The sequence below is a fragment of the Niveispirillum sp. SYP-B3756 genome, assembly GCF_009495745.1.
Lineage (GTDB): Bacteria > Pseudomonadota > Alphaproteobacteria > Azospirillales > Azospirillaceae > Niveispirillum.
This window is the reverse complement of sequence record NZ_WIDQ01000018.1, coordinates 68,857-91,740: the sequence shown is the minus strand read 5'-3', so window position 1 is coordinate 91,740 and position 22,884 is coordinate 68,857. Positions and strand designations below refer to the sequence as shown.

The following is a 22,884-nucleotide window of genomic DNA, read 5'->3' as shown; positions in this document are numbered from 1 at the left end:
CGCGCTTCAACGCGTTCCCGAAGATCTTCTGAATACGCCTTGCCCATGATCCACCTCCGATAAAGATGAATCACATCCAGACCAAAAAGGGAATCCTTCGATTCCGCTTTCTCGCGCGATGCTCTAGGTCGACAGGGATGTTGACGCCGCCGCGCGTTTCTGGCGGGTGCGGGTCCATATCATCCAGCCCATGCCGATGGCCTGCAAAATCAGGCCGGTTGTTCCTAACACCAGGGCAGGGCCGACGGCCCCATTATCGATACCAAGCTGGAACTGGTTGGCGCTGAACAGGATCAGCCGTGCCACCGGCATGATGACCCAGGCCAGATAGGGCAGGGCAACCGCCAGGGTCGGCCCGCGCAGGGCCGGATCACGATGGCGCAACAACAGGAGCAGCGTCGGGGTGATCAGCAGGATCTGCGCCAGCATGGACAGGCTGAGAATGATCCCGATCAACGGACCATAGGCGGTGGCGATGACCATCAACATGATGATGGTGACAGTTCCCACCAGCAGGCCGGGCCAAGCCCCTGTGGAGCGACCCAGGAACCGGCAATGGCCGACATAATCCAGCAGAAACGCCAGATATATCAGCAGGAAGCCCGGCAGGAACAGCAGACGTAACTCCGGCTCGATGCCGACCAGATGCACGGCAGCACCAGCGGCCAGCGCCAAGCGTGCCAACGCCCAGGTGCCTACCCCCCGCAGATGCGGATTGCCAAGCCGAAAAAAAACCAACATGACGGCGGTGGCCAGCGCCACAGCCATCATGTTCAGGAACAGTGGTGCCAGATTAAGGCTGGCTGGCAATCAAGGCTCCCGCGCGCAAACAACAGCCCAATCATACAAATGTCGGACCTGCCCCTATGCCTACCTCGAAAGGGTAGGAAAGTCAGCCATTGATCAGCAGGATGCCCCATAATCTTGCAGTGGCGGCATCATTGGCAAATGCCAAGGCCGGGGCGCCCCCGCCCCGGCCGTCCCGATCATCAGATCTTGGCGACGCGCAGATTGTTGGTGCTGCCGGACTGGCCGAAGGGAATGCCGGCCACGATGACGATGCGCTGGCCGCTCTGCGCGAAGTCGGATGTCACGGCCAGTTCCTTGGCGCGGGTCACCATTTCCTCGTAATTGCCGACATCGCCGGTCTGGATGGCGTGCGCGCCCCAGACCAGGGCCAGACGGCGGGCGACATCGGCATTGGGGGTGGCGGCCAGCACGGCCACGTCGGGCCGGTTGCGGGCGATACGGGCCACGGTATTGCCGCTGGCGGTGAAGGCGAAAATGGCGGCGGCCTTGATGGTGTCGGCCAGATCGGCAGCCGCCCCGGCCACAGCATGGGACGGGGTGCTGTCCAGCTCCGGCTCCAGCGCGGTGACGATGGGGCGATAGGCGCTGTGCTTTTCAGTGGAGGTGATGATCCGGCTCATCATTTCCACCGATTCAACCGGGTACTGGCCCGACGCGCTTTCCGCCGACAGCATCACCGCATCGGCGCCATCATAGACGGCGGTGGCGACGTCGGATGCCTCGGCACGGGTGGGGGTGGGGGCGCTGACCATGCTGTCCAGCATCTGGGTGGCGACGATCACCGGCTTGGCGGCCAGACGCGCGGCGCGCACCAGCTCCTTCTGCCGGCCGGGCACCTGTTCGGGCGGGATTTCCACGCCCAGATCGCCGCGCGCCACCATGATGGCATCCGACAGGCGGATGATATCATCGATCTTTTCCAGGGCCTGCGGCTTTTCGATCTTGGCAATCAGCCCGGCGCGGTCGCCGATCAGGCTCTTGGCCTCCATCACGTCGGACGGGCGCTGCACGAAGGACAGCGCCACCCAATCCACGCCCAGCGACAGGCCGAATGCCAGGTCGGCCCGGTCCTTTTCCGTCAGCGGCGACAGGTCCAGCGCCGTGCCCGGCAGGTTGACGCCCTTGCGGTTGGAAATGACGCCATCCACCATCACGTCGGCGTCAATGGCATTGTCGGTGACGCCACGCACGGTGACGCGCACCCGGCCATCATCGATCAGCAAATCCTGGCCCGGCATGATAGCGGCGAAGATTTCCGGGTGCGGCAGGGGGATATTCTGCTTGGTCCCCGGCTCCTTGCCCAGAACGAAGCGCACCCGCTCGCCCTTCACCAGCTCTTCCTTGCCATTGATCAGGGTGCCGATGCGGATCTTCGGGCCCTGCAGATCCTGCAGGATGCCGATGGGGCGGCCGACTTCCTTTTCCAGGGCGCGGATGGCGGCATGGACCTTGGCATGGTCCTCATGCGTGCCATGGCTGAAATTCAGCCGGAACACATCGGCCCCGGCCAGGAACAGTTCGCGCAGCTTTTCCGGCGTATTGCTGGCCGGGCCGACGGTGGCGACGATCTTGGCGTGACGATGGCGACGCATGGGGACGGTGCTTCCTTCCTGAAACGGATTGGCGGCCGACGGGTGCAGCCGCTCGTTATCCCTTTCTAGCACCGATCCGGGCGGATTTGATCCCCCAACATGCGGGACGGGGTAAAAAATGTAACCCCGTTACCAGATTTGGTGCCAGAAAGGGATGTAACGTTTCAGGGGGTGCGCTATCGGGGGTGATTACCCCGCCGTGGGGCGCGGGCCCCGTGGCCCGCGCTGGGCATGGCCAGTGCCGGAGCCGGCGGCGCCAACCCCATTGCCCCGGTGCCGGCGACGGCGGCGGGCGGGGTCGCCCTGCTTCTCCCCGCCGGCCTCTTCTGTGGCGCGCGGGGCTGGCCGGGCGGCGCGGGGGGTGTCGCCCCGGCTGCCGGTCGGCTTGGCCTGGGCCGGGCGGGCCCCCTCCGGCCGGGGACGGCGCGGGCGCTGCGGCTGGGCAGGCCGGTCGGGCTTGGGCATCGGCAGGGCCGCAGCGGCGGCCGGCAGCATGGCATCCGCCGCGATGGTCTGGCGCGTCAGCTTTTCAATGGCGCGCAGCAGCGGCCGCTCACCGGGGGTGACCAGGGAGACGGCGCGGCCTTCCCGACCCGCACGGCCGGTGCGGCCGATGCGGTGCACATAGGCTTCGGCCACTTCCGGCAGGTCGAAATTGAACACATGGGTGACGCCATCCACATCAATGCCGCGCGCGGCAATGTCGGTGGCGACCAGGGCGCGGGTTTCGCCATCGCGGAAGGCGTTCAGCGCCCGTTCGCGGGCATTTTGCGACTTGTTGGCGTGATAGGCGGCCGCCTCGATCCCGGCGCCGGCCAGTTGGGCGGCCAGCCGGTTGGCGCCATGCTTGGTGCGGGTGAAGATGATCGCCCCCTTCACCGCCGGATCGCGCAGCAGCGCCACCAGGGTGGGGGCCTTCTGCGTCGGTTCCAGCATGATGACGGACTGGGCGATCCGTTCCACCGTGGTGGATGGCGGCGTCACCTCCACCCGGACATGTTCGCGCAGCAGGCCGGCGGCCAGGGTGGAAACCTGATCGGGCATGGTGGCGGAGAAGAACATGGTCTGCCGCTTCTTCGGCAGGGCGGCGACGATCTTCTTCACCGCTGGCAGGAAGCCCATGTCCAGCATCCGGTCGGCTTCGTCCAGCACGAAATATTCCACCGCATCCAGCCGGCATTTGCCCTGGGCCATCAGGTCGATCAGGCGGCCGGGCGTGGCCACCAGGATATCGATCCCGGCGGAGAGCTGGCGGATTTGCGGATTGATGGAAACGCCGCCATGCACGACGGCGATATTCTTGTCCAACTGGATGCCCAGCAGGTCGAAAACAGTGCTGACCTGGATGCCCAGTTCGCGGGTCGGCACCACCACCAGGGCGCGCGGCGCACCGGGGCGTGCCCGGCCACCGCTGTTGGCCAGTGCCTGCAGCACGGGCAGGGCGAAGGCGGCGGTCTTGCCGGTGCCCGTCTGGGCCAACCCCAGCACGTCGCGCCCGGCCAAGGCTGCCGGCAGGGCGGCGGCCTGGATGGGGGTGGGCTTGGAATAACCGGCGGCAACCAGACCAGCATTAAGGGGAGCCGTCAGGCCCAGCGTCGAGAAATCATCCATGGAGAACTGAAAATCCTTGTAAGCTCTGCCGGCCGCGCATGTCGCGGCCGCCCGGCTTCTTCGGGGCCGCCGGTGCCCATCCTCGCTGTATGCAGGCCATGGCGCCCCCAACACAAGCGGGCTTTCCGGCCCGCTGGCATGTGTGGAACGGCGGTAGGTGTTTTCCGGTTCCCTTAATCGCCGGGCGCCGTCATCCGGCGGCTTGGCTTGCCCGTCCACGCGGACGCGGGCCGGCAGTCGCCGGCCGCCAAGGGGCACGCCCCTTGGCCTTACCCCTTGCCCGCGCTGGATTGCTCCAACGCCGCCGCCAGCCGCTTCAACGTGCTGCGCAGTTCCACAATATCGGGCAGGTCCATGCCGGTGGCATGGCCGATTTCCAGCGGGATGCGGCGGGCCTTTTCCCGCATGGTGCGGCCTTCTTCGGTCAGGTCGATGCGCACCACCCGTTCATCGGCGGTGTCCCGCCGGCGGGTGACGATGCCCTGTGCCTCCAGCCGCTTCAGCAAGGGGGTCAGGGTGGCGCTGTCCAGCCCCAGCCGCTCCCCCAATGCCCGCACCGGCAGCCCGTCCCCCTCCCACAGTACCAGCATCACCAGATATTGCGGATAGGTCAGGCCCAGCGCATCAAGCCGGGGGCGATAGGCCCGCGTCATGGCGTGGGACGCCGAATAGAGCGAGAAGCAAAGCTGCTCCGACAGCAACAAAGGGTCGCGGGCGTCGTTTTCCATGGGATGGGTCGTTTCAAGGCTCGTCTGGTCAAGCCGACCATAACACGCCTGCCGGCAAAGCGGCACCAGCATCAAAAACGCATAGCAAGCGATCTATTTGCGTCCGATCAAAATCCTTGCGAGCGATCAATTATCGTGCGATCTATATCCCATCAAACGGGGCGCGCTGCGGCGGTCCCACCCTTAACCGAAACAAGACAGACCAGGAGATGTCATCATGAAGATCCTTTATACCGCAACGGCCAAGGCAACCGGTGGCCGTGATGGCCGCGCCACCTCGGACGACGGCCTGCTGGATGTGGCGCTGGCCGCCCCCAAGGCGCTCGGCGGGGCCGGTGGTGCCACCAATCCGGAACAGTTGTTCGCCGCCGGTTATTCGGCCTGTTTCATCGGCGCGCTGAAATTTGTTGGCGGGCGTGACAAGATCGCCGTGCCGGCCGATGTCTCCGTCACCGCCAATGTCGGCATCGGCCCGCGTGATGATGGCGAAGGGTTCGGCCTGGATGTGACGCTGAATGTCAGCCTGCCGGGCCTGGATGCCGCTGCGGCGGAGGATCTGGTGACCCGCGCCCACAAGGTTTGCCCCTACAGCCACGCCACCCGTGGCAATATCAATGTGGCCACCAAGCTGGTCTGATCCAGTCTTGCTGCCCCGCAAAACCCCCGTGGCATAAGCCACGGGGGTTTTGTGTTCACGAAACTGTCTTGATCCCTGTGATAGCTCTTGGCTTTGCCGTTCAGGCCGCGTTCAGGCTGGTCCCGCCAGGATGCCCGCCATCCAGAATCGCATGAGACCAAGGAGTTGACGATGAAGGCCCCCTCCGCCGCCCTGTTGACGGCGCTGCTGTTGCTGTCCGCCTGTTCACCGGAAAAGAAAGCGGAGGCGCCCCCGGCACCGTCCGCCAGTACAGCGCAGGCCGGACTGGTGGCGGTGGCAGAGGTGGCGCCGGTGCTGGAGGTGGCCCCCGGTCAGCCCGATGACGCACATAAGGGCGATGCGGATGACCCGGCCTTCTGGCTGAACCCGGCTGATCCGGCCAAAAGCCTGGTGATCGGCGCGGTGAAGAATGCTGGCCTGCGCGTCTATGACCTGTCGGGCAAGCTGGTGCAGCGCCTCGATCCAATTGCCGATGGCCGTTACAACAATGTCGACGTCGCCTATGGGCTGAAGCGCCCGGACGGCAGCCGCATCGATATCGCCGTGGCCAGCGACCGGGGCGGCGACCGGCTGATCGTCTGGCGCATCGATCCGGCGGCCCCAGGCGGCCCGCTGGTCGATATCACCGACCTGTCCCAGGGCCAGGTCTTCCCCACCCGCCGCGCGCCGGACAGTTCGGGGGAGGTGGAAAACCCTGTTACCGATCAGCACAGCGCCTATGGCCTGACGCTCTGGCATGACAAGGCCACCGACACGGTCAATGCCATCGTCGCCCAGCGCAAGGAAGGCCGGCTGGTGCAGCAGCGGCTGGTGGTGAAACAAGACGGCACCGTCGGCCATGAACGGGTGCGCGCCTGGGATTTCCCCTATAGCCACAAGGGCCAGGATCTGACGGCCAAGGAATGGTCGCCGCAATTCGAAGGGCTGGTGGTGGATGAGGAACGGTCGATCCTGTTCGCCGGGCAGGAGGATGTGGGCCTGTGGCGGGTGAACCTTGCCACCGGTGTGGCGGACGACAAGCCCTTCTATGAAACCCGCGGGGCGACCGACAGCCCGTTCAACAATCCCGACAGCCGGGTGGTGCGGGATGTGGAAGGGCTGGCGCTGTATCGCGGGGCCAATGGTCAGGGCTATCTGGTGGTCTCCAGCCAGGGCAGTGCCCATGGCGATCATCCCAAGCCGGATGGGGCCGGGCTGGATGACACGTTCGCCGTGTTCGAACGCGGTGGGGATAACCGCTATCTTGGTTCCTTCCGCATCAAGGCCGCCAATGGCGTGGATGGGGTGCAGGAATGCGACGGGGCGGAGATCGTCTCTTTCGTGCTGCCGGGATATCCGCAGGGTCTGCTGATGGTGCAGGATGGCTATAATGACGATCTGAACGGGATGAGCGGCAAACCCGCCTCCACCAATTTCAAGTTCGTCTCCTGGGCGGATGTGGTCAGCGCTTTCCCCGTACCGCTGCCGGTGCAGCCGGGTGGGCATGATCCCCGTGCCGGCTTTGCGCCGTAACGATCAGAAAGAAGGGGGCCGCAATTCGGCGGCCCCCTGTTAAAGCTCAGACGCAGGCCGCCACGGCCTGGGCAAAGCGGCTGGCGGTTTCCACCGTCAGCCCGGCAATGTTGATGCGACCCGAACCGGCCATATAGACGGCATGTTCGGTGCGCAGCCGGGCCACCACCGGCGGCGACAAGGGCAGCAGGCTGAACATGCCGTGCTGTTCATTGACATGGGCCAGCGCCCCGCCATGGCCGGCCAGCGCCCGGCGCACGGCGCGCAGCCGGTCGCGCATCTGGTCCAGCTCCACCTTCCAGTCGGCGGTCAGGGCCGGATCGTCCAGCAACAGGGCGATGGCGGCGGCGCCATGGTCGGGCGGCATGGACCAGTTGGCGCGGGCCAGCAGCAGCATGTTGGAATTCACCCGCTCGGCATCGGCGGCATCGGCTACCTGGGCGAACAGGGCACCCACCCGTTCCCGGTAGACGCCGAAATTCTTGTCGCAGGAATAGGCGACCAGCGCCTCCGGGCAGCGCTGCAGCACCAGCCGCACACCGGCCGCATCCTCTTCCATCCCCTGGCCCAGCCCCTGATAGGCCAGATCCAGCAGGGGGAACAGGCCGCGCGCCTGCATCAGCTCGGCCACCGCCGCCCATTGCTCCAGGTTCAGGTCGGCCCCGGTGGGGTTGTGGCAGCAACCATGCAGCAGCACCACATCGCCGGCCGCCGCCTTGTCCAGAGCCGCCATCATCTCATCAAAGCACAGGCGCTGGCTGGCCACGTCGAAATGGCGGAACGTCTCCACCTTCAACCCGGCGGCCCCCATGACCGGCGGATGGTTGGGCCAGGTGGGCGTGCCAACAAAGACGCGGGCACCGGGGCGGGATGCGGCGATCAGCTCCGCCGCCAGCCGCAACGCGCCGGTGCCGCCCGGCGTCTGCACGCCGGTCAGCCGGGCACCATCCACCGCCGTGCCAAAGGCAAGCCTGGCCATGTGGCGGGTGAAGGCGACATTGCCCTCCGGTCCCAGATAGGATTTGCTGTCCTGGCTTTCCAGCAGGCGGCGTTCTGCTTCCTTTACCGATCGCATGACGGGGGTACGACCGTCATCGTCACGATAGACGCCAACCCCCAGATCCAGCTTCTGCGGGCGCGGATCGTCACGATAGAGCCCGATCAGGGCGAGCAGCGCATCGGCGGGCTGCGGACGCAGCGGGGCGAAGAAGGACATGGTTCGCAAAGCCATCCGTTTGGGGAGCAGGGAGCGGAATCATAGCCCCATCGGGCGGCAATTTCCCTGCGATATCGCCGGGAAACAGCCCTGTCCCCATCGCAAACCATCGCCCTTCCTGGGGAAAATTGCGCAAGCGCCGCGCTTCTCCCAAGGAAGCGCTTGAAAGCGGGGCGGCCGCACTGGCACCTTCCGTTGTAGGGGTTATCGGGGGATAGCATGAGTGAGGAACTGGAAGCGGTGGGCGCCATGGCGACCGCCGGGCTGGCGGCGTCAGTGCTGGAGCCTGATCAGGCCCATGGTAAGGGGCATGGCCATGGTGCCTGTGCCAATTGCGGCACTGCCCTGGTCGGCAGCTTCTGTCATGCCTGCGGGCAGGTGGGGCATGTCCACCGCTCCATGCTGCATATTGTGGAGGAATTTTTCCACGGCATCCTGCATTTCGACGGCAAGGTCTGGCACACGCTGCCCGCCCTGATCCTATGGCCGGGCCGGCTGACGCGGGATTACATCATGGGCCACCGGGTCCGCTATGTCTCCCCGCTGGCCCTGTTCCTGTTCACCGTCTTCATGATGTTCATGGTGTTTTCACTGGCCGGCGTTGCCAAGCTGCCGGAAGGCGGGGTGGCGGCGGATAACAAGGGTGTCGCCACTGCCCTGGCCAGCCTGGAAGAGGAATTAGTCGATGCCAGGGCTAAGCTGGACGCCGCCACCGTGAAACTGGCAGAGGTGGAAGCTGCCGGTGGCGATGTGGCATCGGCAAAGCAGGCCCAGGACAAGGCACAGGCGGATGTGGCTGACGCCCAGACGGCCCTGGATGCGGTAAAACAGACGGTATCGGCGACGGCTGGCCCAGCCGCGCAGGACGCCGAGGCAGTGGACCGGAACACGCAGCTGGGCCAGGTCTTGAGCAAGAATGCCAATCTGAATATCGGCAACCCGGCGCTTGAAGCCAAGATCAAGCACAAGCTGGAGAATCCGGACCTGCTGCTCTACAAGCTGCAGAATACGGCCTATAAATTCTCCTGGATACTGATCCCGATCTCGCTGCCATTTCTTTGGCTGTTGTTCTTCTGGCGCCGCGATGTGGTCATGTATGACCATGCCATCTTCGCGCTTTATTCACTGTCCTTCATGTCACTGCTGTTCATTGTGCTGTCGCTATTGTTGAAAAGCAACAGCGGTTGGGCCTCCAGCCTGACGAATATTCTGCTGCTGGCCCCGCCCGTGCATATGTTCTTCCACCTGAAGGGCACCTATGCCCTGGGGGTGGGCAGCGCTTTGTGGCGCACCTTCGCCCTGTTGCTCATCACCGCTATCACCAGCACGCTGTTTTTGCTGTTCATCCTGTCGATGGGGGTGTTGGGGTGAAGGGCATAGGTGAACTTGCTTTTTTGTGAACTATAGTTTACAAAATGATCATGGTCACGGTTCGCAAAACCTTGGCATTCACGGACTGGCTTGATGGTTTACGTGACAGGCAGGCGAGAGCCAGAATCCTTGTCCGTCTGGCCCGACTGGCAGAAGGTAATGCTGGCGATGTCAAATCCGTTGGGGGCGGCATCGCCGAATTGCGGATTGATTATGGCCCCGGCTATCGGGTCTATCTTACCCAGCGGGGCGGCGTTCTTGTCATATTGCTGGCGGGTGGGGACAAGACGACCCAAGACAGGGACATTGCGAAAGCACGCAGATTGGCTGCCGATCTGCCCGATGAGCTGACGGAGAAACCCAATGGCTGACCAATTTACCCAAACCGCTCTTTTCGATCCGGCGGAGCATCTTCAAACTGCCGAGGACATAGCCGCCTTTCTGGATGCGGCGGCGGAAGAGGATGATCCGGCTTTCATGGTGCGGGCGCTGGGGGTTGCTGCCCGTGCCCATGGCATGATGCAATTGTCCCGCGATACAGGTGTTTCCCGCGAGGGCCTTTACAAGGCATTGGGGGAGGAGGGCAATCCCACCCTGTCCACCTTGATGGCGGTGGCCAAGGCACTGAACCTGCACTTGTCCTTTACCCCCCGTTCCTGAAACCCCCAGCGGCAGGCCGGTGACACGGGCCCGCCGCTGGGGAAAGCCTCACCCCCCATGCGCCGCGCGGCGCACCTTGGCGGCAAGGCCCAGAAACGCCGGATAGGGGTGGGTGACGACATAGGTGGGCACCGGCCCCAGGAAGGCGCGCATCCGGCCCTTTTCCACGAAGCGCTTGCGGAAGCGGCTGTGGCTGAACCAGCCCAGGAAACGGGGGATGATGCCGCCGGCAATATAAACCCCGCCGCGTGCCCCCACCGACAAGGTGAGATTGCCGGCCACGGAACCCAGCATGGCGCAGAACATGTCCAGCGCCTCGACACAAACCTGATCGCGGCCAGCCACGGCACGGTCGGAAATTTCCGCCGCTGTCAGCTTCTTCGGCTCCACCCCTTCCAGGAAGGCCAGCGTCTCATAGAGGTTCACCAGACCGGGACCGCAGACGACGCGCTCGGCAGAGACATGCTCATATTGTTTGCGTAACTGCGCCAGCACAGCACTTTCGCGGTCGGTGATGGCGGGCATGGTGACATGGCCGCCCTCGGTCGCCAACGCCGTCCAATGGCCATTGTGGCCGGGCACCAAGGCGGAAACGCCTAACCCGCTGCCGGGCCCCAGCACGGCGATGGGATGGCCCGCCACGGGCGCGCCGTCGCCCACTTGCACCTTGTCTTCCTCCCCCAGTTCGGGGATGGCCAGGGCTACGGCGGTGAAATCATTAATCACATCCAGATGGCTCAGCCCCAGATCGTGCTGTACGCCCTTGATGGAGAATTCCCAGGCCAGATTGGTCATGCGGATCAGGTCGCCCAGGATGGGGGAGGCGACGGCGAAGGCTGCCACCTTGGGCGCCACCGGCAGTTTCTGTTCCAGCAGATAGAAACGGGCCGCATCGGTCAGCGTCGGGTAATCGGCGCAGCGCAGCACCTGTTCGGCGTAAGGCGCGCCATTTTCGCCCACCAGGGCGAAACGGGCATTGGTGCCGCCGATATCGGCGATCAGGAAGGGGGCCTGGTTGGTCGCGGTGCCGTCGGTCATATCTGGCTTCCTGGCAGGGCTGGGGCGGTTGACGGGGCTGGCGCGTTGAGCGCCCGGCATCTGAGGGTAAAGGTTCAGCTTGGGACTGGGGCGGTAGACGCCCGGATGATCAGCTTATGGTCAAGGTGACGGTGGGGCAGGGGATTGTCCCACACGCCGGCATCCTTGCGGCGGATCAGTTCCACCAGCATGTCGGCCGCCGCTTCCGCCATCGCCGTCACCGGCTGATGAATGGTGGTCAGTTGCGGCCAGACCTGCGCGGCGATGGGCATATCGTCGAAACCGACGATGGAAAGCTGTTCCGGCACAGCGATGGAAAGCTGGCGGGCGGCGGCAATGGCACCGGCCGCCATTTCATCATTGCTGGCCAGAATGGCGGTGGGGCGGTCGGGCCGGCTCAACATGCGCAGGGCGCATTCCATACCGGTTTCAAAGGAAAATTCGCCCTGTTCCACCAGATCAGGCACCGGGGCCAGCCCCCGATCGGCCAGCGCCTCGCAGAAACCGGCATAGCGCAGGCGGGTGGCGGCGTGGGCCTGCTTACCCTTGATGAAGCCGATGCGGCGATGGCCCAGTGCCAGCAGATGGTCCGCCAGATCGCGCGTGGCCTGCCATTCATCAATGCGCACAATCGGGGACGTATCGATATCCCGGTCGGGCGCGATGCGCACATAGGGCACGGCGGCGCGCTGCAGCACATTCAGGATGATCGGATTGTCCGTTACCGGCGGCAGCAGCACCACGCCGGCCATACGGACCTGATTGACCAGCATCCCCGCCCGGTCGGCCACGTCCTGGGCCTTATAGTCGATTTCCTCGACCAGCAGATGGTATCCGGCCAGCCGGCAGCGGTTCAACATGCCCAACTGGATATCGTGGGTATATTGGCCGCCGGTATCGCCATAGAACAGGCCGATCAGGAAGGAGCGTTCGCCGGCCAGGGAGCGGGCCGACATGCTGGGCTGATAGCCAAGTTGGGTGACAGCCGCCATCACCTTTTCCCGCACCGCGTCGCGGACGTTCGGCTCCTTGTTCATCACCCGCGATACGGTCTTGATCGACACGCCGGCCAGATCGGCCACATCATTGATGGTGGGTTTGCGGGTGCGGGGCGGGGCCATGCATCTCTCCGACAGGGGCGCTTTCATTAGGGGGCGCGTTGCCGGCGGGACAGGCCGCCGGCAACGCCCTCCGGCACTTTTACTTGGCCAGCGCCACACCCGCCTTGGCCTGACGGCCGACGCGGTTTTCCAGCACCGAACGGGCGCAAAGCATGGCGAAGACAATGATGGAGAGATAGCACAGCACCGGCACGAACAGGGCAACATGCAGATTGGTCATGTCGGCAATCTTGCCGGTGATGACCGGCAAGATTGCGCCACCGACAATGGCCAGGCAGAGCAGGCCGGAGGCGGCCGGCGTCTGGTCATCCATGTCCTTCACCGAGAGCGAGAAGATGGTGGGGAACATGATGGAGTTGAACAGGCCGATGGCCATGACGGCATAGGCGGAGATCGCCCCCGTGGTCAGGGCCGAGACGGTGGCGAGTGCCGCTGCCACTATGGCGCATAAGCTCAACAGCCGGGTTGGTGCGATCTTCGACATCAGCAGGAAGCCGAGGATGCGGCCGACCATCGCCCCACCCCAGTAGTAGCTCAAATAATGCGCGGCGGTGTGTTCCGGCAGGGCCAGCGTGCTTTCCAGCCCCAGATAGTTGATCATCAGGCTGCCGATGGCCACTTCCGCACCGACATAGGTGAAGATGCAGAATGCGCCGAAGGCCAGACGCGGGTTTTCCGACAGAGACGGCATGTGCCAATGGCTGGTCTCCCGGCGCTCGACCTTTTCATTCCCGCGCAGAGCCCAGAAGGCAAATGCGATGACAAACATCACGATTGCCAGCACTATGCAGGGCGTTTCCAGCACGCGCAGGGCAGCAGTAGCGTCGCCGGCTGTGGCCAGATTCGCCCCCTCCGTCGCCGTATCGAAAATGATATAGCCGGCTATCATCGGGCCAACTGTGGTCGCCACCGAATTGAAGGCCTGCGCCAGGGTCAGGCGCTGCGGTGCCGTGGCTGCCGGGCCCAGGCCGGATGCCAGCGGGTTCATCACCACCTGGATCATCGTCACGCCGGTGGCGATGACGAACAGGGCCGCCAGGAAGACCCAGAATTTGGCGATTTCAATGGCGGGAATGAACAGCAGGATGCCGATGCCCACCGTGCTGAAACCGACAATGGCCCCGCGCAGATAGCCCAGACGGTCCAGCACGCGGCTGGCCGGCAGGGAGATCAGGAAATAGGCCATGAAATAGCAGAACTGGGTGAGCATCGCCTCGGTATAGCTAAGCTCGAACGCGCCCTTGAACTTTGCCACCAGCGGATCGACCAGCACGGTGACAAAGCCGACAATGAAGAACAGCATGAAGGTGAAGGGCAACATTTTGGTCGCCACCGGGAAGGTGGACGAACCCCCCGTGGCGGCTGAGGAAACGGACTGCGCCAAGGCGACCTCCCTAACGGATTATTGCCGGTTTGATTGACCGTACCATGTGGCAAAGCATGACAACGCTGTCGACAGAATTCCGCCGAACGGTCAGCATTTTTCTCGCTTTTTGTAATTAAGCAACAAAAATTGCATAGGGTTTGGTTATTTTGCTGCGTTGCAGCATGTTTTTCTTGCGGGTGCGTCCAGTGTTCGTCTTGGTTTCTTTGTGGTAACCGGTAGACAACATGCTGCAACTGCTAAATAGCCTCTAGAATAAGGGCGGCAAAGGCCGGTAATTCCGTTTCGGTCAATCGCGCGCCATTGATCGCCTGCAACGTCTGCCAAGCGGACATATCGGGCAGCCGCAAGGGAACCGATTCCGCCGACAGGTTGAACAGGCAGAGCAGCCGGCGATTGCCATAGGTCCGTTCCATGCCGAGCAGGGGCGGGGGCAGATCGCAAAAACGGGTTTCCCCCCAGCGCAGCGCCGGGTCTTCCCGCCGCAGGGCCAGCAGCCGGCGGGTGACATGCAAAGTGCTGTCTGGGTCGGCCTCCTGCCGATCCACCGCCAGGGGGCGGTGGCGCGGGTCAAGCGGCAGCCAGGGCCTGGCCCGGCTGAACCCGCCCTGCGGCGCCTCGGCCAGCCAGGGCATCGGCGTGCGCGCACCATCGCGGCCCAACGTGTGGGGCCAGTTGGCGATGGCTTCGGGGTCCACCAGATCGTCAAACGCCACCTCCGCCTGCGGCAGCCCCAATTCCTCCCCGTAATAAAGGAACAGGGTGCCGGGCAGGCAGAGCAGCAGGGCATTCAGCAGCTTGGCCTGTGCCGGGCTTGCTGCCCCCATGGCCCAGCGGCTGAGCGCGCGGGGGGCGTCATGGTTGGAGAAGGTCCAGGACGGCCAGGCCCCACCCGATGCCTGTTGCCAGCCCTCAATCACCTGCCGGGGCAGGGCGGCATCCAGCGCCCAGCGATAGAGGAAGGCGAAATTATAGGCCGTGTGGCAGCGCTTGCCGGGCTGTGTATAGTCCGCCACCAGGGAGAAGGGGGCTTCCCCCAGTTCCGCCACCATGAAGCGGTCGCCATACCCATCCACCAGCCGGCGCAATTCCTCAATGAAATCCAGCGTTTCGGGCTGGGAGATATTGTGCAGCGCCTGCTGGAACTCCACCGGCCGTTTCGGGGCGGTGGCCGCCTTGTTGGGCGGGTTGTCGCGCAACTGCCGATCATGGGTGAAGAAATTGGCGGCATCCAGCCGCAACCCGTCCGCCCCCCGGTCCAGCCAGAAACGGGCGATAGTCTTGATCGCTTCCTGCACGGCCGGATGATGGACATTCAGGTCCGGCTGGGAGGACAGGAAATTATGCATGTAGTACTGGCGGCGGCGGGCATCCCAGGTCCAGGCCGGTCCGCCGAAGATGGATTGCCAATTGTTGGGCGGGCTGCCATCGGGCTTGGCATCCTGCCAGACATACCAGTCGGCGTAATCATTGCGCCGGTCCTGCCGGCTGGCCTGGAACCAGGGATGATCGGCCGCCGTGTGGGAATAGACCTGATCGATCACCAGCCGCAGGCCCAACGCATGGGCGCGTTCCACCACGGCGTCCCAATCCGCCATGGTGCCGAAAATCGGATCGATATCGCAATGATCGGATATATCGTAGCCGAAATCATCCATGGGAGACTTGAAGAAAGGCGAGATCCAGACACTGTCCACGCCCAGGGCGGCAATATAATCCAGCCGGCCCAGCAGGCCCGGCAGATCGCCGATGCCATCGCCATTGCTGTCGGCGAAACTGCGCAGATAGACGTGATAGATGACGCCGCCCTGCCACCAGGGATGGCCGGGCCCAGCCGGGCCGGCCTGCTGTTGCTGATCAACCATGATGGATATCCGAGTTCCGCTTCCAGGTCGGGTTGCACTCGGGGTTTGTTCCTGCTGTCGTTGGTGCTGTTACCCACCGCCGACGGTTTCCCCCAATTTATCTGATCCGATCATAGGGGGCGGCTTCCGGCACCTCCAGCAGGCGCATACGTATTCGCCAGAAGGGTGCGCCGCAGCACATACGTATTCAGGCCGCGCCGGCCGGCCGGCTTGGGTCATCAATGGGATAGCCAAGGCGGCGGCGCAGGATGCCGGGGCCGGCAACAAGCGTTGAAATGGGGAGTGAGATGAACAGGAAGATGATGGCGCGCCGTATGTTTGGCAGCTTCGCCGCCCTGCTGCTGGCGGGCACCAGTCTGGCGGCCACCGCGCCACAGGTGGCCCCTGGCGCGCCCGGTGCGCCGGCCACCTGGGCCTATTCCGGCAAGACCGGCATCGGCACATCCTACGAATCCTATCAGAATGGGCGCTATCAGGATGGCGGGGCCACCGGCCCGATCTCCCGCGTCTGGTTCTCCCTGGCCCATGGCATCGTTACGGAGACGATGCGCGGCCAGATCCATGAGGCGCAGTTGCGCGAACTGCAATTTGCCATCAAGGGCGACGGTTTCCTGCATCTGGAAGCGGGCGATATGGACAGCCATATCGATTATCTGCACCAGGATGCGCAGGGCCGGCCGCTGTCGCTGGCCTATCGCATCATCAACCGCGACCGCCAGGGCCGGTATGAGGTGGAAAAGCATATTTTCACCGACCCCGACCGCGATGTGCTGTTCATCCGGACCATTTTCCGGGCGCTTACGGCCGATATCACCCCGGTGCTGCTGGCCGATCCGCAGATGGCGGGGACCGGTGGCGGTGACCGGGCGGACAGCGGCGGCGGCACCCTGAATGCCTGGGAAGGGGCCAATGCCCTGTCCATTCGTTCCGCTACCGGTTTTATCCGTACATCCGTGGGCTTTGTCGGGGCGTCGGACGGGCTGACGGCCCTGCGACGGGATGGCGTGCTGCCCGCCTATCAGACCAGCGGCACCCGCACCGGCAATGTCGCCCTGGCGGGGGAACTGCCCAAGGTGGCGAAGGGGACGGAGCGGGTGCAGGATATCGTCATCGGTTTCGGGGCTGACAAGGCGGCGGCCGCTGCTGCGGCGGATGCCAGCCTGCGCCGCGGCTACAGCGCCGTGCTGGCTGCCTATAATGGCGAAGGCGACGCTGTGGGCTGGGAGGATTACCTGGTCAGCCTCGCCCCGCTGCCCGATCTGGCCGCCACGGCCACCGATGGCGGCAAGCTTGCCTATGTCAGCGCCATGGTGCTGAAGGCGCAGGAGGATAAGACTCATGCCGGGGCGCTGATCGCCTCCCTCTCCACGCCCTGGGGCGACACGGTGTCGGCGGAGACATTCGCCACCGGTTACAAGGCCGTCTGGCCGCGCGATTTCTATCAATGCGCCATGGCGTTGCTGGCGCTGGGCGACAAGCAGACCCCGCTGGCCGCCTTCAATTATCTGAAAACCATTCAGGTCCGCCCGGATACCAAGGGCAACAAGGGGGTGACCGGCTGGTTCCTGCAAAAGACCCATGTGGATGGCACGCGCGAATGGGTGGCGGTGCAACTGGACCAGACGGCCATGCCCATCATGCTGGGCTGGAAGCTGGCCCAGGCCGGCGTGCTGGACAAGGCCACGCTGAACGCGATGTGGGCGGATATGCTGAAGCCTGCCGCCGATTTCCTGGTCACGGGCGGCAAGCCCGGTATCGACTGGAACAATAAGGACACCGTCACCCCGCCCGCCACCCAGCAGGAACGCTGGGAGGAACAGGGCGGCTATTCCCCCTCCACCACGGCGGCCGTGGTGGCCGGTCTGGTGGCGGCGGCGGAGATTGCCGAGGGGGTCGGCGATAAGGCTTCCGCCGTCCGTTACCGGGAAAAGGCCGATGCCATCAATGCCCGGATCGAGGCGACGATGTTCACCACCAACGGCCCCTATAAAGAACGCGGCGGCAATGGCCGCTATTTCCTGCGCATCACCCGGAATGACAATCCCAATGACAAGGGGCCGCTGACCGCCCGCAACGGCAAACCGGCGCTGACAGAGGATATCTATCTGGATGCCGGTTTCCTGGAACTGGTGCGTTATGGCGTGCGCCGGGCCGATGCGCCCGCCATCCTGGACAGTCTGCCGGAACTGGATGATACGGGCCTGCCCGATGAGGTGCGGGTGAAATACCTGTTCAAATTCCCCGGCGATGACGGCACCTATCCCGGCTGGCGCCGCTATGGCAATGACGGTTATGGGGAAGATGTGCGCAATGGCGCCAATTACGGCACCGGGGAGCTGGAAGGCGGCATGGGGGCCGGCCAGCGCGGCCGCGTCTGGCCCATCTTCACCGGCGAACGCGGGCATTATGAACTGGCCGCCGCCAGCCTGAAACCCGGCGGGGCGACGCCGGCGGATATCGACGCCATCCGCCGCACCTATGCGCGCGGCATGGAGAAATTCGCCAATGAAGGGCTGATGATCCCGGAACAGGTCTGGGATGGGGTGGGCGTTGCCCCGCCCGGCTATAGCCTGGGCCAGGGCACCAATTCCGCCACGCCCCTGGCCTGGAGCCATGCGGAATATGTGAAACTGCTGCGGTCGCTGCATGACCGCCGGGTCTGGGACTGGTACGCGCCGGTGGCGGCGCGTTACGCAAAATAACCCAAAGGGGCGGCAGGGAGTAACCCGCCGCCCCGTTCCGCTTACCAGTGGAAGGCGTCGACCGTGCGGCGTTCGCCGCGCAGGAAGGCGTCGGCGACCAGATGCAGCGGTGCCATATCGGCGTCGATGCCGGCCTTGGGCACCAGTTGGGCGAAACGGCGGTACAGGCCGGGATACTCCTGTTCCTTCTGTTCCAGTTGCGCCACGCCATCAATGGACATGGCAGCCCCGCCGCGCGACAGGGTCAACACGCCGTCTTCGGCCTCCACCTGGATATCCCAGGTCTGCGGGCCGGTCTGCAGCCAATGGAAATCGGCCGTCACCGGCAGTCCCGCCACATCTTTCATCGACAATGTCGCCGTGACCGGCGAATGGCGGTTGGCGGGGAAATCCAGCGTCGCTTCCTGCATGATCAGCGGGTTGGGCAGGATGGCGGTGATGATCGACAGGGCATTGATGCCGGGGTCGAATACACCCAGCCCGCCGGCTTCCCACACCCAATCCTGGCCGGGGTGCCAATGGCGCACATCTTCGCGCCAAGTGACATGCACGCGGCGCAACCGGCGCTGGGCGATCCATTCCTTGGCCGGAATGACTGCCGGGGCGTAACGGGAATGCCAGGTGGCCATCAGCGCCAGATCGCGCCGGCAAGCCAGATCGATCAGATCATGCACCTCTGTCACCGTGGCGCCGGGCGGCTTTTCCATCATCACATGCCGCCCGCTTTCCAGCACGAAACGGGCAATCTCATGCCGGCTCTGCGGGGGGGTGCAGATGGAGACGGCTTCAATCTCCGGGTGGGCGGCCAGCATTTCCGCCACATCATGATAGCTGGGCAACCCATCGACCGTGGCGTGGCGGCTGGCCACGGCCACCAGATCGAAATCCGGGTTGGCATGAATGGCGGGGAAATGCTGGTCGCGGGCGATCTTGCCAACACCGACCAGCCCGAGCTTGATAGCAGCCATGGGCGGTTTCCAATCCTTCCTGTTCGGCCTGTCACTGCCCCGGCGGTGCGGCCGGGGCAAGGCGGCCGTTTCATTGGCATCATTTATATGATTAGTTCGGCAACACCAACCATAAACATCGGCCCCCCAGCAGACGGGAAAGATCGGGATGGAAACAAGAATGGCGGAATGCAGGCCCTTCGGCCAATTGAACCGGGGGGGCAGCGTTGATTGCATTACCCTGCGTAATGGGGCACTGTCGGCCACCATCCTGACCCTGGGCGCCACCCTGCAGGGACTGGTGGTGCCGGACCGGGCGGGGAAGCCGGCCGATATTGTTCTGGGGCATGACGATCCGCAGGCCTATCTGGATCATGCCTGCTATCTGGGCAGCGTCGTCGGCCGCTATGCCAACCGCATTGCCGGCGGCCGTTTCAGCCTGGATGGGGTGATGCGGCAGGTGGATGTCAATAACGGTCCCAACAGCCTGCATGGCGGGACCGGCGGCTTACATCAACGGATCTGGCAGGTGGCGGGGCTGACGGCCGATCCGGTGCCGCAGGTAACCCTTTGCCTGGACAGCCCGGATGGCGACCAGGGTTTCCCCGGTCAGTTGCGCGCCAGCGCCACCTATCGCCTGCATGAAGACCGGCTGGAACTGGTGCTGGAGGCGGTCAGCAACGCCCCCACCATCGTCAACCTGACCGGCCATGCCTATTTCAATCTGGCCGGTCAGGCGGCGGGGCGGGACATCAGCGGCCATCATCTGGAAATCGCCGCCGACAGCTTTCTGCCGGTGGATGCCAGCGCCATCCCCAGCGGCCCGGCCCGGTCGGTGGCCGGCGGCTGGTTCGATTTCACGCAAACCCGACGGGTGGGGGAGGGGCTGGAACAGGGCGGCGGTGACGAGCAACTGGCGCTGGGTCATGGCTATGACCATGATTTTGTGCTGCGCGCCGGTCGCCAGCCGGAACCCGCCTTCGCCGCCCGCCTGTCGGAGCCGGAAAGCGGCCGGGTGATGGAGGTCTGGACAACCGAACCCGGCCTGCAATTCTATACCGGTAATTTCCTGCCTGACGGATTGTCCGGCAAGGGCGGTGCCGCCTATGGACGGCGCGGGGGCCTGTGCCTGGAACCGCAGGCTTTTCCGGACACGCCCAACCGGCCCGATTTCCCCCCCTGTCGGCTGGACCCCGGTCAGACCTACCGCCACCAGATTCTTTATCGGTTCAGCACCGATGCGGGGGCTTGATCAGCCCCCGTTTCTGCCGCATCCAGACTATCCCGCAACCAATGACAAGAAATCGGACAGGATCATGAAACGGGGAAAGATTGCCACGTTGCTGGCCGGGCTGCTGCTGCTGCTGTCGGCCGCCTGCCTGCCGGCCATGGCGGAGACCAGCATCATCCATGCCGGCCATCTGCTGGCCGTGCCGGGTGAAAAGGTGCTGGAAAAGCAGAGCATCATCGTTACCGACGGGCGCATCAAGGATGTGCGCCCCGGCTATCTGGGCGCGGCGGCGGCTGGGGTGGCCCGGGCGACGCTGATCGACCTGAAGGATGCCTGGGTGCTGCCCGGCCTGATTGACCTGCATGTGCATTTCAGTGGCGAACTGGGCTCCAACAACCTGTTGGAAGAGGTGCAGGAAGACCCGGAAGCCACCGTGCTGAAAGGTGTCGTCTATGCCGGGCGCACCCTGCAGGCGGGCTTCACCACGGTGCGGGAACTGGGGTCGCCGGCCCGCACTGGCTTTGCGCTCCGCGATGCCATCAACCGGGGGGCGGTGGAGGGGCCGACCATCTATGCCGCCGGGCACATGATCTCCATCACCGCCGGCCATGGCGACGCTAATGGCTTCAACGAGGCGGTGACCCATGCGCTGCGGCCGGAAAGCGTGTGCAATGGCCCGGATGATTGCCGCCGCGCCGTGCGCGAACAGATCCGCATGGGGGCCGATGTCATCAAGCTGGCCACCACCGGCGGTGTGCTGTCCAACATCGCCGCCGGCACCGGGCAGCAGATGTTCGATGATGAGATCAAGGCCATCATCGATACCGCCCATCTGATGGGCAAGCGCGTCGCCTCCCACGCCCATGCCGCCGCCGGCATCAACGCCGCGCTCCGGGCCGGTGTGGATACGGTGGAACATGGCAGCTACCTGGATGCCGAGTCCATCAAACTGTTCCGCCAGACCGGGGCCTCTCTGGTGCCCACCCTGCTGGCCGGCCATACGGTGACGGAGCTGGCGCGCAACAGCGCCACCCTGACCCCGGCACAGAAGGAAAAGGCCTTGGAGGTGGGACCGAAGATGCAGGCCGCCTTCGGCGGGGCGGTCAAGGCGGGGGTCAAGGTGGGTTTCGGCACCGACAGCGGTGTCAGCCACCATGGGCTGAATGCGCAGGAATTCGAGCTGATGGTGGATGCCGGCATGGCACCAGCCGATGCCATCCGTTCCGCCACCGTAACAGCAGCCGAAATCCTTGAAAAGCAAAACAGAATTGGGGCCATCCGCACCGGTCTGGATGCCGATATCATTGCCGTGGCGCGCGACCCGCTGGCCGATATCACCGCCTTGCAGCAGGTGGCCTTCGTCATGCGGCGCGGTCTGGTCCATCGCAGCGCGGGCCAGCCCGCACCCTTCGTCCCCTCCCCCTGACCCGGACTATCGATTCGATCTAACCTTCAAGCTGGCGTGCCAAAGAATATTCCCCATTGGCCTATTGATGGGGCAATGTTGTTATATCAGGAAACAAGCGGCAGTGCCGGTAAGGGCAGAGAGACCGTTACATCCTGTCTATCGCGTTGGGAGGTGCAACATGGGATCGGATTGCCTGATCTATACCCGCCATGCCACGGAAGGTGTGGCGGAGATCATTTTCAATCGGCCCGCCGTGCTGAATGCCATGAATGTAGAAATGGCGGCCACGCTGGCCGGCATGGCAACGGAGGCGGCCAATGACCCGGCGGTGCGGGTGCTGGTGCTGACCGGCCGTGGCACCAGCTTCATGTCGGGTGGGGATATCCCGGCCTTCCACAAGATGCTGTCGGCGCCCGCAACTGAGCGGCGTGATTATTTCACCAAGCTGATGGATTTCACCCATCAGGCCGTCACCGCCCTGCGCCGCATGGAAAAGCCGGTGATTGCTGGGGTGCATGGCACGGCGGCCGGGCCGGGCCTGGGCATTGTGCTGGCCTGCGATCTGGTGGTGGCGTCCGACCGGGCGGTCTTCCAGATGGCCTATGGTCCCTTGGGCACTACGCCCGATGGCGGGGCCACCCATTCGCTGCCCCGTCTGGTCGGTTCCCGCCGCGCGGCTGAACTGGCCCTGCTGGATCGCCGCCTGACAGCGGCGGAGGCACTGGAGCTGGGCATGGTCAACCGTGTCTGCCCGGCCTCGCGTCTGGCGGAGGAAACCCGCTGCACCGCCCGCCAGCTGGCCTTTGGGGCGGCCACGGCGTCGGGGCGGACCAAGCGGCTGCTCTATCTGTCGCTGGAACATAATTTCCAGCAGCAGCTGGCGGCGGAACGAGAGACCTTCCTGGCCGCCATCGACAGCGCGGAATTTGCCGAGGGCATCACCGCCTTTGTGGAACGTCGCCGCCCGCAATTCAGCCGCTGCGCCATGCCTGCCTGCGCTGACTAAAGACGATAAGGGAAAAAGGGGGCC

Annotated in this window: 19 protein-coding genes; 9 read left to right on the top strand and 10 right to left on the bottom strand. The window is 64.5% G+C overall.

The features are described 5' to 3' along the window. Positions 1 to 123: 123 nt before the first annotated feature. From GE253_RS22480 to GE253_RS22465, 4 genes are all read right to left on the bottom strand, one after another. Complete coding sequence (locus GE253_RS22480; protein ID WP_153206381.1) at positions 124 to 810, bottom strand: hypothetical protein; 687 nt, start codon at positions 808 to 810, stop codon at positions 124 to 126. A gap of 179 nt (positions 811 to 989) precedes the next feature. After that, positions 990 to 2,402, bottom strand: a complete 1,413-nt coding sequence (gene pyk, locus GE253_RS22475; protein WP_153206380.1) for a pyruvate kinase — start codon at positions 2,400 to 2,402, stop codon at positions 990 to 992. A 189-nt stretch (positions 2,403 to 2,591) separates the two neighbouring features. Next, on the bottom strand, positions 2,592 to 4,013 hold the full coding sequence (locus GE253_RS22470) for a DEAD/DEAH box helicase (protein ID WP_153206379.1): 1,422 nt from the start codon (positions 4,011 to 4,013) through the stop codon (positions 2,592 to 2,594). Between the two features lie 269 nt (positions 4,014 to 4,282). Further along, entirely contained in the window at positions 4,283 to 4,741 is a 459-nt protein-coding gene (locus GE253_RS22465; RefSeq protein WP_153206378.1) for a MarR family transcriptional regulator, read from the bottom strand. Between the two features lie 217 nt (positions 4,742 to 4,958). Between GE253_RS22465 and GE253_RS22460 the strand changes: the two genes are divergently transcribed. Further along, the gene (locus GE253_RS22460; protein WP_153206377.1) at positions 4,959 to 5,378 is read left to right on the top strand and encodes an organic hydroperoxide resistance protein; all 420 of its coding nucleotides are present in this window, start codon (positions 4,959 to 4,961) and stop codon (positions 5,376 to 5,378) included. A gap of 171 nt (positions 5,379 to 5,549) precedes the next feature. Next, positions 5,550 to 6,911 (top strand): phytase, encoded by a 1,362-nt coding sequence (locus GE253_RS22455; protein ID WP_153206376.1) that lies wholly within the window; start codon positions 5,550 to 5,552, stop codon positions 6,909 to 6,911. A gap of 46 nt (positions 6,912 to 6,957) precedes the next feature. Here GE253_RS22455 and GE253_RS22450 read toward each other — a convergent pair whose 3' ends face one another. Beyond that, complete coding sequence (locus GE253_RS22450; protein ID WP_173012778.1) at positions 6,958 to 8,127, bottom strand: amino acid aminotransferase; 1,170 nt, start codon at positions 8,125 to 8,127, stop codon at positions 6,958 to 6,960. Positions 8,128 to 8,346: 219 nt separating this feature from the next. Between GE253_RS22450 and GE253_RS22445 the strand changes: the two genes are divergently transcribed. The 3 genes from GE253_RS22445 to GE253_RS22435 are packed head-to-tail and all read left to right on the top strand — an operon-like array spanning position 8,347 to position 10,158. After that, the gene (locus tag GE253_RS22445; protein WP_153206374.1) at positions 8,347 to 9,498 is read left to right on the top strand and encodes a DUF3667 domain-containing protein; all 1,152 of its coding nucleotides are present in this window, start codon (positions 8,347 to 8,349) and stop codon (positions 9,496 to 9,498) included. A 50-nt stretch (positions 9,499 to 9,548) separates the two neighbouring features. Then, positions 9,549 to 9,869 carry a type II toxin-antitoxin system RelE/ParE family toxin gene (locus GE253_RS22440; RefSeq protein WP_153206388.1) on the top strand — a complete coding sequence of 107 codons (321 nt, stop codon included), beginning with the start codon at positions 9,549 to 9,551 and terminating at the stop codon, positions 9,867 to 9,869. Next, positions 9,862 to 10,158, top strand: a complete 297-nt coding sequence (locus GE253_RS22435) for an addiction module antidote protein (protein WP_153206373.1) — start codon at positions 9,862 to 9,864, stop codon at positions 10,156 to 10,158. Before GE253_RS22440 ends, GE253_RS22435 begins: the two co-directional genes overlap by 8 nt. Before the next feature lie 48 nt (positions 10,159 to 10,206). Here GE253_RS22435 and GE253_RS22430 read toward each other — a convergent pair whose 3' ends face one another. The 4 genes from GE253_RS22430 to GE253_RS22415 all read right to left on the bottom strand — a co-directional run bounded on the left by GE253_RS22430 (position 10,207) and on the right by GE253_RS22415 (position 15,566). Further along, complete coding sequence (locus tag GE253_RS22430; protein WP_153206372.1) at positions 10,207 to 11,196, bottom strand: glucokinase; 990 nt, start codon at positions 11,194 to 11,196, stop codon at positions 10,207 to 10,209. A 74-nt stretch (positions 11,197 to 11,270) separates the two neighbouring features. Next, positions 11,271 to 12,317 (bottom strand): LacI family DNA-binding transcriptional regulator, encoded by a 1,047-nt coding sequence (locus GE253_RS22425; protein ID WP_153206371.1) that lies wholly within the window; start codon positions 12,315 to 12,317, stop codon positions 11,271 to 11,273. A gap of 79 nt (positions 12,318 to 12,396) precedes the next feature. Then, complete coding sequence (locus GE253_RS22420; RefSeq protein WP_153206370.1) at positions 12,397 to 13,701, bottom strand: sugar MFS transporter; 1,305 nt, start codon at positions 13,699 to 13,701, stop codon at positions 12,397 to 12,399. 239 nt (positions 13,702 to 13,940) lie between these two features. After that, on the bottom strand, positions 13,941 to 15,566 hold the full coding sequence (locus GE253_RS22415; protein WP_153206369.1) for an alpha-amylase family glycosyl hydrolase: 1,626 nt from the start codon (positions 15,564 to 15,566) through the stop codon (positions 13,941 to 13,943). 299 nt (positions 15,567 to 15,865) lie between these two features. On the opposite strand from GE253_RS22415, the gene GE253_RS22410 reads away from it, so the two are divergent. Beyond that, positions 15,866 to 18,268, top strand: coding sequence for a glucan 1,4-alpha-glucosidase (locus tag GE253_RS22410; protein ID WP_247878816.1), 2,403 nt, complete (start codon positions 15,866 to 15,868; stop codon positions 18,266 to 18,268). Positions 18,269 to 18,309: 41 nt separating this feature from the next. On the opposite strand, the gene GE253_RS22405 is transcribed toward GE253_RS22410, so the two are convergent. Beyond that, complete coding sequence (locus tag GE253_RS22405; RefSeq protein ID WP_153206368.1) at positions 18,310 to 19,236, bottom strand: Gfo/Idh/MocA family oxidoreductase; 927 nt, start codon at positions 19,234 to 19,236, stop codon at positions 18,310 to 18,312. Positions 19,237 to 19,396: 160 nt separating this feature from the next. Here GE253_RS22405 and GE253_RS22400 point away from each other — a divergent pair, with 160 nt between their 5' ends. From GE253_RS22400 to GE253_RS22390, 3 genes are all read left to right on the top strand, one after another. Then, positions 19,397 to 20,467: an aldose epimerase family protein gene (locus GE253_RS22400; RefSeq protein WP_153206367.1), complete on the top strand. Its 1,071-nt coding sequence runs from the start codon at positions 19,397 to 19,399 to the stop codon at positions 20,465 to 20,467. A gap of 64 nt (positions 20,468 to 20,531) precedes the next feature. After that, complete coding sequence (locus tag GE253_RS22395; protein ID WP_153206366.1) at positions 20,532 to 21,872, top strand: amidohydrolase family protein; 1,341 nt, start codon at positions 20,532 to 20,534, stop codon at positions 21,870 to 21,872. Between the two features lie 160 nt (positions 21,873 to 22,032). Beyond that, a complete protein-coding gene (locus tag GE253_RS22390) occupies positions 22,033 to 22,860 on the top strand; it encodes an enoyl-CoA hydratase-related protein (protein WP_173012777.1) in 828 nt (275 codons plus the stop codon). Positions 22,861 to 22,884 lie beyond the last annotated feature (24 nt).

Bases quoted from the DNA above. Each gene is read 5' to 3' on its own strand.
- pyk (WP_153206380.1), bottom strand. From the start codon at position 2,402: ATGCGTCGCCATCGTCACGCCAAGATCGTCGCCACCGTCGGCCCGGCC.
- GE253_RS22470 (WP_153206379.1), bottom strand. From the start codon at position 4,013: ATGGATGATTTCTCGACGCTGGGCCTGACGGCTCCCCTTAATGCTGGT.
- GE253_RS22465 (WP_153206378.1), bottom strand. From the start codon at position 4,741: ATGGAAAACGACGCCCGCGACCCTTTGTTGCTGTCGGAGCAGCTTTGC.
- GE253_RS22460 (WP_153206377.1), top strand. From the start codon at position 4,959: ATGAAGATCCTTTATACCGCAACGGCCAAGGCAACCGGTGGCCGTGAT.
- GE253_RS22455 (WP_153206376.1), top strand. From the start codon at position 5,550: ATGAAGGCCCCCTCCGCCGCCCTGTTGACGGCGCTGCTGTTGCTGTCC.
- GE253_RS22450 (WP_173012778.1), bottom strand. From the start codon at position 8,127: ATGTCCTTCTTCGCCCCGCTGCGTCCGCAGCCCGCCGATGCGCTGCTC.
- GE253_RS22445 (WP_153206374.1), top strand. From the start codon at position 8,347: ATGAGTGAGGAACTGGAAGCGGTGGGCGCCATGGCGACCGCCGGGCTG.
- GE253_RS22440 (WP_153206388.1), top strand. From the start codon at position 9,549: ATGGTCACGGTTCGCAAAACCTTGGCATTCACGGACTGGCTTGATGGT.
- GE253_RS22435 (WP_153206373.1), top strand. From the start codon at position 9,862: ATGGCTGACCAATTTACCCAAACCGCTCTTTTCGATCCGGCGGAGCAT.
- GE253_RS22430 (WP_153206372.1), bottom strand. From the start codon at position 11,196: ATGACCGACGGCACCGCGACCAACCAGGCCCCCTTCCTGATCGCCGAT.
- GE253_RS22425 (WP_153206371.1), bottom strand. From the start codon at position 12,317: ATGGCCCCGCCCCGCACCCGCAAACCCACCATCAATGATGTGGCCGAT.
- GE253_RS22415 (WP_153206369.1), bottom strand. From the start codon at position 15,566: ATGGTTGATCAGCAACAGCAGGCCGGCCCGGCTGGGCCCGGCCATCCC.
- GE253_RS22410 (WP_247878816.1), top strand. From the start codon at position 15,866: ATGATGGCGCGCCGTATGTTTGGCAGCTTCGCCGCCCTGCTGCTGGCG.
- GE253_RS22405 (WP_153206368.1), bottom strand. From the start codon at position 19,236: ATGGCTGCTATCAAGCTCGGGCTGGTCGGTGTTGGCAAGATCGCCCGC.
- GE253_RS22400 (WP_153206367.1), top strand. From the start codon at position 19,397: ATGGCGGAATGCAGGCCCTTCGGCCAATTGAACCGGGGGGGCAGCGTT.
- GE253_RS22395 (WP_153206366.1), top strand. From the start codon at position 20,532: ATGAAACGGGGAAAGATTGCCACGTTGCTGGCCGGGCTGCTGCTGCTG.
- GE253_RS22390 (WP_173012777.1), top strand. From the start codon at position 22,033: ATGGGATCGGATTGCCTGATCTATACCCGCCATGCCACGGAAGGTGTG.